The sequence below is a fragment of the Curtobacterium sp. PhB78 genome (assembly GCF_003751685.1).
Lineage (GTDB): Bacteria > Actinomycetota > Actinomycetes > Actinomycetales > Microbacteriaceae > Curtobacterium.
In genome coordinates this window covers 427,969-445,186 of sequence record NZ_RKIA01000003.1, presented here as the reverse complement: position 1 = coordinate 445,186, position 17,218 = coordinate 427,969, and the positions used below count along the sequence as shown (strand labels likewise).

20 protein-coding genes are annotated in these 17,218 nt (G+C 72.3%); 12 read left to right on the top strand and 8 right to left on the bottom strand.

Annotated features, from left to right (window positions below):
- Positions 1-34 precede the first annotated feature (34 nt).
- The 8 genes from clpS (at position 35) to nagA (ending at position 6,203) form a co-directional block, all read left to right on the top strand.
- Entirely contained in the window at positions 35-340 is a 306-nt protein-coding gene (clpS, locus tag EDF53_RS09060) for an ATP-dependent Clp protease adapter ClpS (RefSeq protein ID WP_185020990.1), read from the top strand.
- Positions 337-813 carry a DUF2017 family protein gene (locus EDF53_RS09055; protein ID WP_123293264.1) on the top strand — a complete coding sequence of 159 codons (477 nt, stop codon included), beginning with the start codon at positions 337-339 and terminating at the stop codon, positions 811-813. The genes clpS and EDF53_RS09055 overlap by 4 nt, the downstream gene beginning before the upstream one ends.
- Positions 810-1,736, top strand: coding sequence for an N-acetyltransferase (locus EDF53_RS09050; RefSeq protein ID WP_123293263.1), 927 nt, complete (start codon positions 810-812; stop codon positions 1,734-1,736). The genes EDF53_RS09055 and EDF53_RS09050 overlap by 4 nt, the downstream gene beginning before the upstream one ends.
- 76 nt (positions 1,737-1,812) lie before the next feature.
- Complete coding sequence (locus EDF53_RS09045; protein ID WP_123293262.1) at positions 1,813-2,238, top strand: MarR family winged helix-turn-helix transcriptional regulator; 426 nt, start codon at positions 1,813-1,815, stop codon at positions 2,236-2,238.
- 100 nt (positions 2,239-2,338) lie between these two features.
- Positions 2,339-3,679, top strand: coding sequence for an MFS transporter (locus tag EDF53_RS09040; RefSeq protein WP_221181204.1), 1,341 nt, complete (start codon positions 2,339-2,341; stop codon positions 3,677-3,679).
- A gap of 39 nt (positions 3,680-3,718) precedes the next feature.
- The gene (gene purU / locus EDF53_RS09035) at positions 3,719-4,624 is read left to right on the top strand and encodes a formyltetrahydrofolate deformylase (protein ID WP_260096799.1); all 906 of its coding nucleotides are present in this window, start codon (positions 3,719-3,721) and stop codon (positions 4,622-4,624) included.
- An 8-nt stretch (positions 4,625-4,632) separates the two neighbouring features.
- The gene (locus tag EDF53_RS09030; protein ID WP_123293260.1) at positions 4,633-5,040 is read left to right on the top strand and encodes a YrdB family protein; all 408 of its coding nucleotides are present in this window, start codon (positions 4,633-4,635) and stop codon (positions 5,038-5,040) included.
- Positions 5,037-6,203, top strand: a complete 1,167-nt coding sequence (gene nagA / locus EDF53_RS09025) for an N-acetylglucosamine-6-phosphate deacetylase (RefSeq protein WP_123293259.1) — start codon at positions 5,037-5,039, stop codon at positions 6,201-6,203. The genes EDF53_RS09030 and nagA overlap by 4 nt, the downstream gene beginning before the upstream one ends.
- A 36-nt stretch (positions 6,204-6,239) precedes the next feature.
- On the opposite strand, the gene EDF53_RS09020 is transcribed toward nagA, so the two are convergent.
- From EDF53_RS09020 to EDF53_RS09000, 5 genes are all read right to left on the bottom strand, one after another.
- Entirely contained in the window at positions 6,240-6,542 is a 303-nt protein-coding gene (locus tag EDF53_RS09020; protein ID WP_123293258.1) for a hypothetical protein, read from the bottom strand.
- Between the two features lie 48 nt (positions 6,543-6,590).
- Positions 6,591-7,154: a hypothetical protein gene (locus EDF53_RS09015; protein ID WP_260215268.1), complete on the bottom strand. Its 564-nt coding sequence runs from the start codon at positions 7,152-7,154 to the stop codon at positions 6,591-6,593.
- The gene (locus tag EDF53_RS09010; protein ID WP_123293257.1) at positions 7,138-9,009 is read right to left on the bottom strand and encodes an alpha/beta hydrolase; all 1,872 of its coding nucleotides are present in this window, start codon (positions 9,007-9,009) and stop codon (positions 7,138-7,140) included. Before EDF53_RS09010 ends, EDF53_RS09015 begins: the two co-directional genes overlap by 17 nt.
- The gene (locus tag EDF53_RS09005) at positions 9,006-9,284 is read right to left on the bottom strand and encodes a hypothetical protein (RefSeq protein WP_148058309.1); all 279 of its coding nucleotides are present in this window, start codon (positions 9,282-9,284) and stop codon (positions 9,006-9,008) included. The genes EDF53_RS09010 and EDF53_RS09005 overlap by 4 nt, the downstream gene beginning before the upstream one ends.
- A gap of 67 nt (positions 9,285-9,351) precedes the next feature.
- Positions 9,352-11,808, bottom strand: coding sequence for a GH92 family glycosyl hydrolase (locus EDF53_RS09000; protein WP_260215265.1), 2,457 nt, complete (start codon positions 11,806-11,808; stop codon positions 9,352-9,354).
- Between the two features lie 126 nt (positions 11,809-11,934).
- Between EDF53_RS09000 and EDF53_RS08995 the strand changes: the two genes are divergently transcribed.
- Positions 11,935-12,825 carry a S9 family peptidase gene (locus tag EDF53_RS08995; RefSeq protein ID WP_123293254.1) on the top strand — a complete coding sequence of 297 codons (891 nt, stop codon included), beginning with the start codon at positions 11,935-11,937 and terminating at the stop codon, positions 12,823-12,825.
- Between the two features lie 8 nt (positions 12,826-12,833).
- Here the strand turns inward: EDF53_RS08995 and EDF53_RS08990 are convergent, their stop codons facing one another.
- Entirely contained in the window at positions 12,834-13,730 is an 897-nt protein-coding gene (locus tag EDF53_RS08990) for an SDR family NAD(P)-dependent oxidoreductase (protein WP_148058308.1), read from the bottom strand.
- Between the two features lie 77 nt (positions 13,731-13,807).
- Here EDF53_RS08990 and EDF53_RS08985 point away from each other — a divergent pair, with 77 nt between their 5' ends.
- Complete coding sequence (locus EDF53_RS08985) at positions 13,808-14,383, top strand: TetR/AcrR family transcriptional regulator (RefSeq protein ID WP_123293252.1); 576 nt, start codon at positions 13,808-13,810, stop codon at positions 14,381-14,383.
- Here EDF53_RS08985 and EDF53_RS08980 read toward each other — a convergent pair.
- On the bottom strand, positions 14,325-14,612 hold the full coding sequence (locus EDF53_RS08980; protein ID WP_123293251.1) for a hypothetical protein: 288 nt from the start codon (positions 14,610-14,612) through the stop codon (positions 14,325-14,327). The genes EDF53_RS08985 and EDF53_RS08980 overlap by 59 nt on opposite strands.
- A gap of 45 nt (positions 14,613-14,657) precedes the next feature.
- On the opposite strand from EDF53_RS08980, the gene EDF53_RS08975 reads away from it, so the two are divergent.
- Positions 14,658-15,845, top strand: a complete 1,188-nt coding sequence (locus tag EDF53_RS08975; RefSeq protein WP_123293250.1) for a MalY/PatB family protein — start codon at positions 14,658-14,660, stop codon at positions 15,843-15,845.
- 9 nt (positions 15,846-15,854) lie between these two features.
- Here EDF53_RS08975 and nagB read toward each other — a convergent pair whose 3' ends face one another.
- Entirely contained in the window at positions 15,855-16,640 is a 786-nt protein-coding gene (gene nagB / locus EDF53_RS08970) for a glucosamine-6-phosphate deaminase (RefSeq protein ID WP_123293249.1), read from the bottom strand.
- 59 nt (positions 16,641-16,699) lie between these two features.
- Between nagB and EDF53_RS08965 the strand changes: the two genes are divergently transcribed.
- The gene (locus EDF53_RS08965) at positions 16,700-17,179 is read left to right on the top strand and encodes an NUDIX domain-containing protein (RefSeq protein ID WP_123293248.1); all 480 of its coding nucleotides are present in this window, start codon (positions 16,700-16,702) and stop codon (positions 17,177-17,179) included.
- Positions 17,180-17,218: the final 39 nt, after the last annotated feature.

The window sequence follows — 17,218 nt, the reverse complement described above, 5'->3', positions numbered from 1 at the left end:
TACCGAGCCGCCCGCCCTGTGTCACCCTGGATGCATGACGCTGACCTCGCCCGACGTGGACGAACGGACCACCCCGGACGAACGCACCAGTGCCCGCGCGGACACCCCGTGGGTCACCGTCGTGTGGGACGACCCGGTGAACCTGATGTCCTACGTCACCTACGTCTTCCAGCGGCACTTCGGCTTCGGACGCGAGCAGGCGGAGCGGCTCATGCACCAGGTGGACACCGAGGGGCGGGCCATCGTGGCGACGGGGCCGCGCGAGGCGATGGAGGCCCACGTCCAGTCGATGCACGGCTACGGCCTGCAGGCGACCGTCGACAAGGCCCCCGAAGCGTGATCCCCTTCGTCCGCCGCGCCGACGGCGTCCACCTCGGCATGTCCTCCGGCGAGCGCGGGCTGCTCACGTCCCTGACCGAGCAGCTGCGCCAGGTGCTCGACGGCGATCTGTCGGCGGACCCGGTCACCGAGCGGATGTTCCCGGACGCCTACCCGGACGACGACGATGCCAGCGCAGAGTTCCGGAAGTACACGCAGTCCGACCTGCTGGCGCAGAAGACCACGAACGCGACGACCGTGCACGAGTGGCTGACGGGCACCCGCGACGGCGCCCTCGCCCCCGAGGACGAGCAGGCCTGGCTCCGCACCCTGACCGACCTGCGGCTGACGATCGCCGACCGTCTCGGGATCGTCGACGCCGACGACGAGGAGCGTTCGGTCGAGGCCGACGCGGGCGTCGGCCTGCGCGACGTCTACGACTGGCTCGGCTACGTGCAGGAGCACCTGATCACGACGATGACCGACCCGCGGTGACGGTCACCTTCCGCGCGACCACCGAGGACGACCGGGAGGCCCTGCTCGCGTTCTCGACGTCGGAACCGGTCGCGTGGATCGGTCCGGACCGGTACCGCGCCGAGTCCGGCACGCACAACTACCGCCCGGGGTGGTCGTGGCTGGCCGAGCGCGACGGCCGTCCGGTGGCACGGGCGCTCTGGTGGGGTGGCGCGGACGCCGAGGTGCCGTCGACCCTCGACGACCTGCTGGTCGCTCCGGACGTTCCCGAGCACGAGCGGGTGGCGATCGCCGCCGGGCTGATCACGGCGGCGACCGCTGCGTTCGGGGCGCGACCGGAGTGGATCGTCGACGTCGCGGTGGACTGGCACGACGACCCCGACGCCGTCGCCGCGGTGTCGTGGCGCACGGCGGCCGCCCGGGCGGCAGGGCTCGGACGATCGACGGAGCGGGTGAGTGTGGCGTGGACGCCGGACCGCGGGCTGCCGATGCCGTCCTCGCTGCGCTTCCGCGCCGGTGACGACGACGAGTTCGTGGACCTGTTCGCCCGCGTCGCGGTGGGGAGCCTCGACGCCCACACCGTGGCGTCGGTGGACGAACTCGGCCCGCGGGGCGCCGCCGCCGACGACCTCGAGTTCTACCGCTCGCTGCCGGGCTCGCGCGACGGCTGGCGGATCGCGCTCGACGCCGACGGCCTGGTGGTCGGGTTCGTCCTGGCGACGCGGACGGCGTACGACGCGGCGATCAGCTTCATCGGCGTGCTGCCGCAGCACCGTGGGCGCGGTGTGGTCGACGGGCTGCTCGCCGAGGGGCTGCGCGTGCACGCCGAGGCCGGGGAGTCGAAGGTGGTCGGCACGACGGACGCGGCGAACACCCCGATGCGCCGGGCGTTCGAACGGGCCGGCTTCGTGGTGACGAAGCGCCGCATCGTGTTCGAGCGCTGAGCCGATCCGGAGGGGCGAGCCCGGAACTCGCAAGGCTGCCTTGCAAGTCGTGCTGTCGAAGTAGTACCGTGCCGGTATGGAATCACCCGATCCGACCGCGCTCGCCGGCGACCTGCTGACGCTCTACGGTCGGATCCGTCGCACGCTGCTGACCGGCAAGGCCGACGAGGTCACGGCGTCCCAGACCGCCGCGCTCGGCCGCCTGCTGCGGTACGGCGAGAGCACGGTCGCCGAGCTCGCCCGCGCCGAGGGCGTCCGGCCGCAGTCGATGGGCGCGACCGTCCAGGCGCTCGAGGACCTCGGCCTCGTCGAACGACGTCCAGACCCCGCCGACGGCCGCCGTGCGCTCATCCGCGCGACCGACCAGGGCGCTCGTGCCCGCGAGGACGCCTGGACCACCCGCACCCGCGTCCTGACCGACCGGCTCGCCGCGCTGCCCGACGCCGACCGCGACACCGTCGCCCGAGCGATCGCGATCCTCGCCCCGCTCACCGAACGCTGACCCCGGAAGAAGCACTCCCACGTCCACCTCGACCACTCCCACCCCCGTCGTCGCCCCGGGCAGCACCGGCAGTGGCTTCGGCCCGAAGCTCCTCATCCCGGTGCTCGTCGGGCCGCTGCTCAACCCGATCAACACCACGATGGTGTCCGTCGCGCTCACGCCGATCTCCCGCGACCTGGGGATCGGTGCGGCGCAGGCGATCTGGCTCGTCGCCGCCCTGTACCTGGCGAGTGCGATCGCACAGCCGACGATGGGCAAGCTCGCCGACCGCTTCGGCCCGAAGAAGGTGTTCCTGACCGGGCTCGTGATCGTCGGTGTCGCCGGGGTCGTGCCCGAGTTCCTGACCGGCTTCGGCGGCGCGGTGTTCGCCCGCGTGCTCATCGGCATCGGCACCTCGTCGGCGTACCCGGCGGCCCTCACCACCCTCCGACAGCACTCGGCACGGATCGGGAAGCCGACCCCGCCGCTCGTGCTCGGAGCGCTGTCCATCACCTCGCTCGTGTCCGCGGCGGCCGGGCCTCCGCTCGGCGGCGCGCTGATCGCCGCGTTCGGCTGGCACGCGATCTTCCTGGTGAACGTGCCCCTGGCGGCGTTCGGCATCGTCGTCGCGTCGATGTGGCTGCCGTCCGACCGTCTCCGTCCGCGTGACGACGAGGCCCTGCCCGTCCTGCAGGCGCTCGACCCGTTCGGCATGCTGCTCATGACGGGCACCGTCTCGGCGCTGCTCGTGTTCCTGCTCGACCTGTCCGCCGGGCTGTGGTGGCTGCTCGCGGTGGCGATCGTGCTGCTCGTCGCTCTCGTGCTGTGGGAGCTGCGCGCGGTCCGGCCGTTCGTGGACGTCCGGATGCTCGCGCGGAACGGCGCGCTGTCCCGCACCTACGTGCGACTGTTCCTGACCTACCTGCTCGCGTACACGATGACCTACGGGTTCTCGCAGTGGGTGCAGGACGTCGCCGGGTACTCGAGCGACGTCGCCGGGTACATCCAGCTGCCGGCCGCGATCGTGGCCGGGATCGCGTCGTTCGTCGTCGCCCGGAAGACCGCCGTGCGCGGACCCCTGATCGTCGCGGCCGTCGTGCCGATCGTCGGCGGGGCGCTCCTGCTCTTCCTGCACACCGGGTCGCCGGTCGTGCTGCTCGCGCTGGCGCCGGCACTGTTCGGCGTCCCGCAGGCCCTGGCGTCGGTGTCGAACCAGGCGGCGCTGTACCGGCTCGTCCCCGCGGCGTACATCGGCACCGCGGCCGGGCTGTCCCGCACGGCGGTGTACATCGGGGCGATCGGGGCCTCGTCGCTCATCGGTGGTGTGTTCGGCCAGGCCCCGACCACACCGGACCTGCACGTGCTGGCGTCGGTGATCCTCGGGGTCGCGGTGCTCCTGACGGTCCTGACCCTGGCCGACCGCCGCCTCCGCACGGCCGCCGCCGCCACGCCCGCTTCGTGAGCAGAAATGGTCGGGTCGCGTGACGGCACTCGACCATTTCTGCGCACGAAGCACCGCGCTCGCCGCGCCCGGTACCCTGATCCGGTGACCGACCCGACCCCCACGCACTGGACCCTGACGCTCGTCTGTGACGACCAGCCCGGGATCGTGCACGCTGTCTCCGGAGCGGTCGTCGCCGCCAACGGCAACATCACCGAGTCGCAGCAGTTCTCGAGCGTCGACACGAACACGTTCTTCATGCGCCTGCAGGTCATGGCGCCGGTGGACCGTGCGACCTTCGAGGCGGCCCTCGCCCCCGTCGCCGCCCGGTACGACGCCCGCGTCCAGCTCGACGTCGTCGGTCGCCCGCTGCGCAGCCTCGTCCTCGTGTCGAAGGCCGGGCACTGCCTCAACGACCTGCTCTACCGCCAGCGCGGTGGGCAGCTGCCGATCGAGGTCCCCCTCGTGCTGTCCAACCACCCGGACCTGTCCGAGCTCGCGTCGTTCTACTCGGTGCCGTTCGAGCACCGTCCGGTCACCGACGCGGACAGCAAGGCGGCCATGGAGCGCCGTGTCCTCGAAGCGGTCGAGGAGCACGACATCGAACTCGTCGTGCTCGCCCGCTACATGCAGATCCTGTCGCCGGAGCTCTGCGCGGCGCTCGAGGGCCGTGCGGTCAACATCCACCACTCGTTCCTGCCCGGCTTCAAGGGCGCGAACCCCTACCGCCAGGCGCACGCACGCGGCGTGAAGCTCATCGGTGCGACGGCCCACTTCGTCACGAGCGACCTCGACGAGGGCCCGATCATCGAGCAGAACGTCGTGCGCGTGGACCACACGAAGGACCCCGCCGAGCTGGTCTCCATCGGCCAGGACGAAGAGTCCCGCACCCTCACCCAGGCAGTGCGCTGGATCGCCGAGGACCGCGTCCTGCTCGACGGCGCCCGCACCATCATCTTCAAGTAGGCAGCACCATGACGAACGCCCCGCAGTCCCCCGTCGACGGGGAAGCAGTCCCCGGCCCGGCACCCGCCGGCAAGCAGCGACGGCCGTTCGACGTCTGGCGCGTGCTCCGCGTCCTGGTCTGCACGTTCGGCCTGCTCTCCCTGGCGTTCTGGGGCTACTGGTCGTGGCAACTCCCCCTGCCCGGCTACCTGTTCATGGTCGGCGCCCCGCTGTTCGCGGCCGTCGTCTGGTACTTCTTCCGCTCGCCGGCGTCGCCGATCGAGACCGACATCGTCGGCAAGACGATCGTCGAGGTCGCCCTGGTCATCGCCGCAGGCGCGACCTGGATCTCCATCGGCCACCCGGTCGTGGGCTTCGCCTTCATCGTGATCGCCGCCCTGAGCGGCGTGATCGCGTTCCGCAGGGAGACCGCATGACCGCCACGGGCCTCCAGGCCGGTCGGGAGGCCCAGCGCACCCTGGTGCGCGCATCCCGCGTCGTCGACGCGGCCGGGTCCACGGCGGACGGCTGGGTCCTGCTCGCCGGTGACGTGGTGCACGCGGTCGGCTCCGGCCCCGAAGCCCCCGCGGCGGACCTGGTCGTCGACCTGGGCGACGCGGTCCTGACGCCCGGGTTCATCGACCTGCACGGGCACGGCGGTGCGACCGAGTCGTACGAGGACGACTCCTTCGCCGAGTCGCTGGCCGTCCACCGGGCCCACGGCACGACCCGGTCGGTCCTGTCGCTCGTCGCGAACCCGGTCCCCGCCCTCGCGGACTCGCTCGCACGGATCCGTGCCGTGATGGCGACCGACCCACTCGTGCTCGGCGTGCACCTGGAGGGGCCGTTCCTGTCCCCGCACAACAAGGGCGCCCACAACGAGTCGTTCCTCATCGACCCGTCCCCCGCAGCGGTCGACGCACTGCTCGAGGCCGGCGAGGGCGTCATCCGCCAGGTCACCATCGCGCCGGAACTGCCGGGCGCGCTCGACGCCGTCCGCCGGTTCGTCGCCGCCGGGGTCACCGTCGCCGTCGGCCACACCGTCGGCACCTACGACCAGGCCCGTGCCGCGTTCGACGCCGGTGCGACGCTGCTGACCCACGCGTTCAACGCGATGCCGGGGCTGCACCACCGCGCCCCGGGGCCGATCGGTGCCGCGGTGGCCGACGACCGGGTGACACTCGAGCTCATCCTGGACGCCGTGCACGTGCACCCGGTCGTCGCGGACACCCTGTTCCGCGCTGCTCCGGGCCGGGTGGCGCTCATCACCGACGCCATGGGTGCTGCGGGCGCAGCCGACGGCTCGTACCGGCTGGGGTCGCTCGACGTCACCGTGACGGACGGCGTCGCGCACGTCGCCGGGACCGACACCATCGCGGGGTCGACGTTGACGCAGGACGTGGCGTTGCGGAACGCGGTCTCGCTCGCCGGACGGACGCTGCCCGAGGCCGTCGCGGCCCTGACGAGCGTGCCGGCCGCGGCGCTGGGGCTCGGCGACCGACTGGGGCGGCTCGCGCCGGGGTACGCGGCCGACCTCGTGGCGCTGTCCCCGGCGCTCGAGGTGCAGCGGGTGTGGGGCGGCGGGCGCGAGCTGCGCTGACGCGCTGATCGGCTCGACCGACTTCGTCCAGACCGGTCAGCGCCGGACGAGTGCTCCCGCGACCAGCCGGAGCAGCAGGGCGACCGCACCGAGCCCGGCGACGGCGACCCCGATGACGACCACGATGACGAATCGGGTGAGGAAGTGCACCTCGGACTCGTCCTCGCGCACGCCGAGGGACGACGCACCCACGAACACGAACACCGCCGCGATGAGCAGCAGCCCCCCGATCCAGGTCGTGGCGCGCAGGGCGGCCGGTGCTGGTACTCGATTGCGATCGTCCGGGGTCGTCGGTCGGGCCTTGGCGCCCTCGGTCTCCCAGTCGGCGAGTTCGGTCATGGTGGTCCCCCTCTGTCGGGTCGATCGTAGGGCCTGCCGGTCCGTCGGTCAGGGCAGGTCGGTGGGGCGTGGGTTCAGTGGTTCACCGAACTTCGGAGCCTTCCCCGGCACGCAGTGCCCGTAGATGGACACGTCGGCGTGGGACTCGTACACCTGGAACATGACGGCGAACCCGTCGCTCGCGGTACCGCCGAGGTAGCCGTTCGGGTAGCCGATGACCGTCCGCTCCGGCGTCAGTGTCGCGTCGCGCTGCACCCGTGCGCCGTCGTACCCGACAGCGGCGAGCGCCGTCACGACGCGCCGGGCGACCTGCTCGGGCGTACCGGGCAGCGGCAGCCGACGGGTCGCCGAGTACGAGTACTGAGCCGCTTCGTGGCTCCCGGTACCGCAGATGAACCATGCGGGATCGTCATCGCCCCAGCCGTCCTCGCCGACGACCGACCGGACGGCAGCGAAGACGTCCAGGACGTCCTGGTGGGATTCTTCGACGTTCATCGACGTGTCCTTCTGCATCGGGGAGTACGGGGCGGCGTCGGCGCACCCGGCCAACAGCATCGTGACGACGACCGATGCCACGACGGCTCCGCCCCACCGTTCAGAGCCTCGGGTCACCGGTGAGTCCTGTCTGCCAGCCGTACATGAGCCAATCGTCCGTCGTCTGCTGTCGCATCCGGTCGAAAGGCCCGCCCTGTTCAGGGATCGTGCTGCCGAGTCCCATCGCGGCCCGCGCGCTGTTGTGCTGGGCCGTGGTGCCGTCGTCGAAGTACGAGTACCGGCCGTCACCGTTCCCGCCGACGTAGGGGCCGTGCTGCGTGACCCCGTGCAGCGTGCCGTCGCTGCCCCGCTGCGTCTCCGAGCTGAACTCGTGTGCGTCCCACGAGGACTCGGTCGGATCCCGCCGACCCGACAGGTTCTGGCCGGTGACGGCCCAGCCGTCCTTGGCACCCTGGCCGGCGAAGACCTCGCCCGCCGGCACGTGCAGCGCCGAAGCCTTCGGTGCGACGTCCGTGACCCCGGCCGAGCCGAGCAGCACCACGTGGTCGGCGTGGGTCCTCGTCAACGCGATCGTCGCCACGTTCGTGCCGTAGGAGTGCCCCAGCACGGTCAGGTCGGCGTCGCGTCCGGCGGCGGCGCGTGCCGCGTGGAACCCGTCGAGGTCGGCCACGAGCCGGTCAGCGCCCTCGTGCGCCCGGCCGTTCGCGACCACGGCCGCGAACGACGGGTCGTCGGCCATCGGCGGGTGGTAGCCGATCCAGGACACCACGGCGATGTCACTGCGTCGGACACCACCCACGCGAGCTTGCTCGCGGCGCATGCCCCGTGCGATCGCGCTGTAGTTCTGCACCGTTCCGCGCTGGTCCGTCGCGGTGTTCATGCCCGGCACGATGACGCTGACGTGCGCGGCGCGGTCGAGGTCACCAGCGACGATCTGCGCGAGTGGTGGACGGTCGTCGACGAGTGACACGAGCGACACCGGGGTCGTGTCGAGGGTGTCCTGGATGTTCCGGTAGGCATCGCGCTGCCGCGACCACGTGGACAGCTCCGCTCGGGCGGCGGCAGCTCCGGCCGGGGTCTTCGCGGCGTCGAGCTGCTCCCGCCAGTGCGCGACCTGCCGTTCCGCGTGGGCGAGCCGGTCGACCAGCACCGTCGTGTTCGCCCGAACCCGTGCCCAGTACGCGACGCCGTTCAGGTTCCCGATCACCGTGGGCAACGCCACGACGAACGCCCGCTGGGCTGCCGACGGCGCTCCGTCCGGGCCGGACATCGCCTGCCACCACCCGGCGACGTCGGTGGCGTCGAGCCCTGCGAGACGCCGGGCGATGCGCGGGTCGTCCCGCAGCGCCGCGATGCTCTCGCGGTCGAGGGTGCCGAGCCAGGTGGTGAACTGCCCGTCGCTCATCGCCCGGGCGGCCGCAGCCGAGACCAGGCCGCCGAGCACCGCTCGGTCGTCGAGCGCAGACGCCGCCGCACGGTCCGCGGCAGCGCGTCGGGCGACGAGCTCGTCCCACTGCGCCGACAACCTCGCCTCGAGCCCCGCGAGCCAGACGCCGCTGTTCTGCACCTGCTGCAGGAGGACCTCGTCCGCCTCGACCGCATCGGGTCCGGCCGCCGTCCGGGTCGCGGCGCGGACCGCCCGCGCGTTCACCGCGATGTCGTCGGCCGTGTTCCGGAGCGCCGTCTGCAGGCGAGCGGCTTCGTCCTGGATCTGCTGGACCTCGCGCGCGTAGTCGGCGAGCGCCGTCGCCGCGGCGTCCAACCGTGCGGCGACGCGGTGCGCACTCGCCGGCACCGTCGCTGCGACCGTCAGGAGCTGCTGCTGCGCTGCGCCCTGCCACCCGGCCGCCGCGGACTCCGCCGCGACGAGCACGTGACGGGCTCCGTCGCGGACGGCATCCGCGTGCTCGTCGTGCAGGCGGGCGACGCGTTGGATGCCGTCCGGGTCTCCGGCGGTGGGGTCGGCACTCACCGGACCCGCCGGGCGAGGTCGGCGTCGGCACGCAGGACCGCTTCGGCAGCGGTGGTCACGTACCCACCCAGGGTGTCCGCGTCGTCACCGAGCGAACCGATCATCGCGTCGAGGGCCCGGGCCGACTGGACGAACGCCGACTCGACCGTCGCCGACCCGAACGTGCCGCTGTCGGACCCGGACAGCGCACGCTCCGACCGGAAGTCACCAGCCGCCTGCAGGACCCCTCGTGACACCGCCTGCATCGTCGACAGGTCGACCACCAGATCCCCCATGCTGCCCCTTCCGCCCTCCGGACGGGGTCAACATATCAGTACTGGAGTACGACGTGTCAAGCGCTGTTCACCGGTCGATCGGGCGCCCCCGAGCACCGCTCGCCCACGTCGTGTCCGCCGTGTCCCCGACCCGGAGCGACAGCGTGCCGCCGCGGGTGACGAAGGACGCCGGGACCCACGACTTCTCGAGGGACCGCCCGTCCAACCGCGCACCGTGCACGTACGGCGCGGTGCCGGAGGACCGGACGACGATCCGCTCCCCGCTCGACCGCCGGATGTCGACCGTGCTGAACGTCGGGCTGCCGATGAGCATCTCCGCCCGCCCCGGCGTCTGCGGGAACAACCCGATCGACGCGAAGACGTACCAGGCGCTCATCGTGCCCAGGTCGTCGTTGCCCGGCAGCCCGCTCGGCCCGGTCGTGTAGGCGTCGTCGACGACCCGACGCACGGTCTCCTGCGTCTTCCACGGCTTCCCGAGCGCGTTGTACATCCACGGCGTGTGGATGTCGGGCTCGTTGGTCGGGTCGAACTTCGTGGCGTCGCCGCCGGTCACCGCGAACGCACCAGTGCTGTCGTGGAAGAACGCGTCGAGTCGCGCGACCGCCGCGTCGTCGCCACCGAGTGCGGTCGACAGCCCCTGTACGTCCTGCGGCACGAGCCAGGTGTACTGCGCACTCGTCCCCTGCGCGAACCCGGTGCCGGTCGAGGGCGACCAGTCGGGCGTCCACGATCCGTCGGCCTGGCGAGCGGCCTGGTGTCCGACGGCCGCGTTGAAGGTGTTCTTCCAGTAGGTCCCGCGCTCCGCGAACACCCGGGCGTCCGAGCGCAGCCCGAGGGAACCCGCCCAGTACCCGAGCGCACTGTCGGAGATCGAGTCCTCGAGCGTCTCGGCAGCGCCGCCCCAGCACGAGCAGTCGTCGTTCGCGGCGTACTGGCGCTGCAGGTACTCGTCGAGCGCCGGGCGTTGCGCCAGGCACTGGCCCGGGCACCCGATGTCGCTCTCGGCGTCGGCGTTCTCGACGGTCGCCTGGTGCTTCAGCGAGGCGTAGGCGGCCCGCACGTCGAAGTTCCGGACCCCCATCGCGTACCAGGTGGCGAGGGTCGCGGCCGAGGGGTCACCCGTCATCACGTGCGTCGGCGCCCCGAGGTGGAGCCAGCGGTCCCACACCCCACCGTTCTGCTGGGCGAACCGCAGCATCGACTGCGCCATGTCCCCGGCGACGTCCGGCCGCAGCAGTGCGAGCAGTTGGATCTGCGCCCGGTACTGGTCCCACCCGGAGTACGTGCCGTAGACGGCCCGGTGCCCTCGGTCCATGCGGTGCACCCGCTGGTCCGGCCCGAGGTAGCGGCCGTCGCGGTCGTTCAACGTGTTCGGCTGCATGAGCGCGTGGTACACGGACGTGTACAGCTGGGTTGTGCGGTCCGCGGTGCCGCCTCCGACGCGCAGACGCGACAGTTCGCGGTTCCAGGAGGCCCGTGTGCCGGCCGCCACACTCGCGACGGTCGAGCGCTGGGTCACCTCGCCGTCGCGGTTCGCGATCGCTCCTGCGGCGCTCACGTACGAGATGCCGATCTTCGCGTGCACCGTCGCACCGCGACGCGCGTCGAACCCGACCCATGCGCCGGAGCCGCGTCCGGCACGGTCGGCGCCGGTCAGGTAGCCCTCCCCACCGGAGGAGGACGTGCCTCCCGGTCGGACCGTGCCGTCCTGCCAGGTGCCGGTGCTCGTGAACGCCTTGTCGAAGGTGGCCGTGAAGAACAGCCGGTAGTAGCTGCGCCGGTCGGGGTTGGTGGCCCCGCCGCCGTTCGCGCGGCGGCTGCAGAAGCCGCCGGTGAGGACGCTGCCGCTCACTGTGCGGGTGCGGGCGTCGACGCGGGTGGTCGCGGCCTCGCTGCCGTTGATCGAGTTCGAGGTGCGGAAGAGCAGGTTCGCGGCCTTCCCGGCGGGGAACGCGAACTCGCCGACGCCCGCCCGGGTGGTGACGGCGAGGTCGGTGCGGACACCGTTGTCGAGTTCGGCGCCGTAGCGCCCGGGGCTCGCGGACTCGTCGTCGTGCGAGTAGCCGGCGGCGTAGACCGCGTCGGTGGAGTCGGCCGACGGCGACGTCGTGATCGGGGTCGTGACCGGCATGATCGGCACGTCACCGGCGGCCCCCGGCGCGCAGCCGGCACCGTTGAGGTGCGTCAGGCTGAAGCCGCGCAGCCGGTTCACGTCGTACGAGTAGCCGTTCGCGACCGGGGTCGAGGTCTGGTCGCCCGCGGTGCCGGAGGGGCTCCACTGGAGCATGCCGAACGGTGCGGTCGCGCCGGGCCAGGTGTTGCCGTCGCCGCTCGTGCCGATGAACGGGTCGACGTACCGGGCGGGATCGGAGACAGTCCGCCCCGTCAGCGCTGCCTGCCCTGACGGCGAGGCGACGGCCGGCGCGGCGACGACCCCCGTCCCGAGCAGCGCGGCGATCGTGGCCACCGCGGCGAGCGGGAGCGGGCGGACGAGCGGGCGACGGTGCACGCGAGAACGGTTCACGTCGGCGACGCTAGCCCCCTCGGACGGGGGACGCGCGATCCGTCACCGAGCCCTCTCCTGCTGTTCACCACGGTCGGCGTGTTCGGGGCCCACAGGCGGGTTCGCCGCCGCTGGTAGCGTCCGGGCATGGTGTCGACGACCGACGAACCGGCCCGAGGACGCGTCCGCGACCTGCTCGGGCTGCCGTCCCCTGACGAGCTCCGTCCGGTGGCGGTCCGCCTGGAGCCGCTCGGACGCGACGGGTCGGTGCGGTGGGCACGCGTCGAGCTGGACACGGCCGACGGCGACACCATCCCGTGCTTCCTCCTGACCCCGGACCACGGCACGGGAACGGACGTCATCGCCGTCCACCAGCACGCGGGCGACTTCACCTCCGGGAAGAGCGAGGCCGCCGGGCGGGCGGGGGATCCGACTCTCGCCTACGGCGTGGTGCTCGCTCGCGGTGGGGCCCGCGTGGTCATCCCCGATCTGATCGGTTTCGAGGAACGCCGACGCGACTGGACTGACGACCCGGCGGCCGACGAACGCCTCGACGCGCTCTTCCGTGTGGCGGACGGCAGCAGCCTGCAGGCGAAGCACTCGCGTGACATCGCCACGGTGACGTCCTGGATGATCGAGACGAGTACTGCCGACACCGAACTCGGCATCGTCGGACACTCCCTCGGCGGACAGGTGGCGCTGTTCGCACTCGCCGTGGACGCCCGACTCACGCGGGGCGTGGTCAGCTGCGGACTCGGGACGCTGGCCTCGTTCGAGGACGCTCGGATCCGCCACAACCCGGCCTGGTTCGTCCCGGGACTCACCGCCGCTGGCGACGTCCCCCTGGTCGCGTCGGCCGTTGATCAACCGGTCCTCGTCGCGGCGAGACGGGACGACGGACTGTTCCCCCTCGCCGGCGTCCGGCGCGTCCTCGACGCGTTCCCTCCGGGTGTCGCGACGACCGAGGTGTTCGACGGCGGCCACACGATGCCGGCGCGCATCACGGAAGCGGCACTCCGGCACCTGCTGTCCACGTGAACGGATGATCAGGACCCGTCGCGCACCGCGACCTGGTCCACGAAGGCCCGGACTCGAGCGCGGAACGCCGGGTCCGCCGCCGGGCCCTTCACCGGCACGACGTGCAGCCGCCGGTCACCACGACGGAGCGCCGGTCCGACGAACACCCCCTCGGTGACGTCCGGGGCGGTGGCTGCCCAGAGGGTCGAACGAGCACCGTCCGCAGCAGTCCGGGCCAAGCTGCGTGCGACCATGCCGCCGAGGCGCTGTGTCAGGGTCTCCGCCTGGTCGTTCATCCCCGTCGCCGCGATGCCGGGGTGCGCGATCACCGACCGGATGTCCGAACCGGCAGCACGGAGTCGTTCACCGAGGTCGACGCTCAGCGCTGCGGCCGCGGTCTTGGAGTCGGTGTACACACCGAACTGCGAGTAGTCGTCCGGACCGTCGACCCCGCCCGGACCAGGCACGCGGCGGGTGCGCTGCGACAGGTTCGAGCCGACGAGCACGACGCGGGGCGACGGCCCGCCGAGCAGCGGGAGCATCGCCTCGGCGAGCACGGCCGGCCCGACGACGTTCGTCGCCCAGGTGCGCTCGATCCCTTCGTCGGTGCGCCCGAACGTGCCGATCGTCGCACCGGCGTTGTTGACGAGGGCATCCACGACGATGCCGTCCTCGGCGAGCTGCCGGGCGAACGCCGTGACGGACCCGACGGACGCGGTGTCGACGAGCCGCGCCTCCAGGTCGAGACCCACGGGGAAGACGCGAGCCGCCTTGTCGAGGTCGCGCACCCCGGCGACGACGCGGGCGCCGGCGGAGGCGAGGGTCGTGGCGACGACGAGGCCGAGCCCACCGGTCGCGCCGGTGACCACCACGGTCCTGCCGTGCTGGTCGGGCATCGCTGCCGGTTCCCACTCGAAGCTGTCCATCGTCGTCTCCTGCTCGTTCAGCGCACCCAATCGGATGATTCATCCGGAACGCTAGCACAACCGGATAGAGTGTCCACATGACGATCGCGATGGCCCGACCCGAGGCGCTGCGCTCCGACGCCCAGCGCAACCGGACGGCACTGCTCGACGTCGCCCGCGCCTTCGTCGACCGGGGCGAACCAGCCCTGCTCAACGCCGTCGCGCACGAGGCCGGAGTGGGGGTCGGGACGGCCTACCGGCACTTCCCGAGCCAGCAGCACCTGCTCGAAGCGCTCGCGATCGACGCGCTCGAGGACATGCTCGACCAGGTCCGCGACGCCGTCGTGCTGCCGAACGCAGCCGATGCGCTGCGCGGGGTCGTCACGGCCGCGTTCCGGAGCATGGTGGACGACGCAGCCCTCGGTGACCTGCTGACCAACGGCGGGTTCTCCTGCGCGGACACCGCAGCCCTCGCCGGCGACCTGGTGGTGTCCGTCGACGCGCTGCTCGTCCGCGGACGCACCGAGGGGATCGTCCGGTCCGACGTCGACGCCGACGACCTCCGCCGTCTGCTGTGCGGGCTGCGTGAGGCGGCCGTCGCCGGCGGCACCCGGGTCAGCGATCCGGAGCGCTACGTCGAGATCCTGCTCGCCGGGCTCCGTCCGACGAGCTGACCGACGCCCTGATCGCGGCGAGGCCGACGAGCGCCCCGAACCCGCAGACGGCCACCGCCGCCACCGCGACCGCGATGTAGGCCGCTTCGGTCGAGGACCCCCGGTAGGGCATGTCGTCGAGCCATCCCAGTCCGGCGATCACGATCACCAGGCCGATCGCGACGCTGCCGGCCACCACGAGCACCGCATCACGGGCGGCCCGGAGCACGGTGCGCGAGCGGTGTTCCACGGGTTCATCCTGCCGGGCGGCGGCGGGCACTGTCAGGATGGGCGCATGAGCGTCATGGTCTCCGTGTTCGATGCGCACCGCAGCCGTACGAGCGAGAAGTACACCGCGTACCCGCCGGACGTCCTGCCGATGTTCGTCGCCGAGATGGACTCGATGCTCGCGGAGCCGGTGCGCGACGCCCTCGTCGCCGCGGTCACCAACGGTGACACCGGGTACGTCGGCCACGGTCGTGCGCTGCCCGAGGCGTTCGCGGACTTCGCCGAGAGCCGGTGGGCCTGGCGCGTCGACCCCGACCTCGTCCGCACCACCACCGACGTGTCGGTCGCTGCGGTGGAGATGCTCCGCCGGATCATCGAGCCGGGCGACCAGGTCGTCATCATGCCGCCCGTGTACCCGCCGTTCTGGGAGTACGTGTCCGAGGCCGGCGGTACCGTGACCGAGGTCCCGTTGCTCGCACCCGACGGCCCCGCGGACCCCTTCGACACCACGGCCGGTTGGCGGATGGACCTGGACGGCCTCGCGCAGGCGTTCGCCGACGGCGCGCGCACTGTGCTGCTCTGCAACCCGCACAACCCCCTCGGCCTGGTGCACGACCGCTCGTCGCTCGTCGCACTCGCGAAGCTCGCCGCCGAGTGGGACGCCGTGGTCGTCTCGGACGAGATCCACGCGCCGCTCGTGCACGCCGACGCGGTCTTCACGCCGTTCCTGGAGTCCTGCCCCGAGGCCGCCGCGCTCGGGGTCTCGTTGACGAGCGCGAGCAAGGCCTGGAACCTCGCGGGCACGAAGTGCGCGTTGATCGTCGGCGCCTCGGAGCGGGCCCGTGCCTGGTTCGACGCCCTGCCGACCGAGGTCGTCGAGCGCACCGGGATCCTCGGGTACACCGCGAGCGTCGCCGCGTTCAGCGAAGGCGGACCGTGGCTCGCATCCCTGCTCACCGAACTCGCCGCGAACCGCCGCACCCTGGCCGAGCGGATCGGTGACGTCCTGCCCGGGGCGGAGTACCGGCAGCCGCAGGCGTCCTACCTGGCGTGGCTGGACCTGCGCGCCCTGCCGTGGGGCGACGACCCCGCGGCGCTGCTGGTCGACGAGGCGAAGGTGGCGCTCGCCTCCGGACCGGCGTTCGGACGCCAGGGTCAGGGCTTCGCGCGGCTGAACTTCGGGTGCTGGGCCGAGACCCTGGACGACGGCCTCAGCCGCCTGCACACCGCGTTCCGGCAGCGGGCAAACGGCTGATCGTCGGTTCTACTCGAACACCTGCCACGCGGGCTTGTTCGCGTACGTGTAGCGGTAGTAGTCGGCGAGCTGCAGGCCGGCCGCGGCTTCCTCGTCGACGACGATCGTCGCGTGCTCGTGCAGCTGCAGCGCCGATCCGGGGACGAACGAGCTGAGCGGCCCCTCGACCGCGGCGGCGACCGCGTCGGCCTTGGCGGAGCCCTGCGCGACGAGGACGAGCTGCTGGGCGTCGAGGATGGTGCCGAGCCCCTGCGTCATGCAGTGCGTCGGGACCTGCTCGGGCGAGTCGAAGAACCGCGCGTTGGCGTCACGGGTGGAGGGTGCCAGGGTCTTGATCCGGGTGCGCGAGGCGAACGAGGACGTCGGCTCGTTGAACCCGATGTGCCCGTTCGCGCCGATCCCCAGGATCTGTACGTCGATCCCGCCGGCGGCACGGATCGCGGCGTCGTACTCCTTCGCCGCGAACTCGAGGTCGTCGGCACGACCGTCGGGCACCCGCACCCGCGAGGGGTCGAACCCGAGCGGCGCCACGACGTCGCGCGCGATGACGCTGGCGTACGACTCCGGGTGCTCGAGCGGGATGCCGACGTACTCGTCGAGGGCGAACCCGCGAGCCTCGGCGAACGAGATCTCGCCCGCACCGACCCGACGCTGCAGGTCGGTGTAGATGCCCTGCGGGCTGGATCCGGTGGCGAGACCGATGACGGCGGACGGCTTCTTGGCGACGACGGACGCGATCTTGGCCGCGGCGACGCGACCGACCTCAGCCGGCGTGGGCAGGATGATGATCTCCACACGCCCATGCTACTGGTCATGACCAGTCTCCGACAGGGCGGGATCGGTAGCGTGGGGACATGCCCACCCCCGACTTCGTCCTGTCCCTCCGCTCGAGGATCGGCACCGATCCGCTGTGGCTGACGGGCGTCACCGCCGTGGTCACGCGGGGTTCCGGTGCCGACCAGGAGCTGCTCGTGGTCCGTCGTGCGGACAACGGCGCCTTCACCCCGGTGACCGGCATCGTCGACCCGGGCGAGGAACCGGCCGTCGCCGCCGAGCGCGAGGTCCTGGAAGAGGCCGACGTCGTCGCCGTGGCCGAACGGCTGGCGTGGGTGCAGGTGCTGCCGGAGATGACGTACCCGAACGGCGACCGGGCGCAGTACCTCGACCTCGTGTTCGCCTGCCGGTACGTCTCGGGCACGCCGAACCCCGCCGACGGCGAGAACACCGAGGCGTTCTGGGCCCGGCTCGACGACCTGCCCGACATGCCCGCGAACATGCGGGCCCGTGTCGCGGCGGCGTTGGCCGACGAGCGCGAGGCGCGCTTCCAGCGCTGACCCCACCGGCCTGGAGGCGCGGGGCGGCCCCGCCACGCG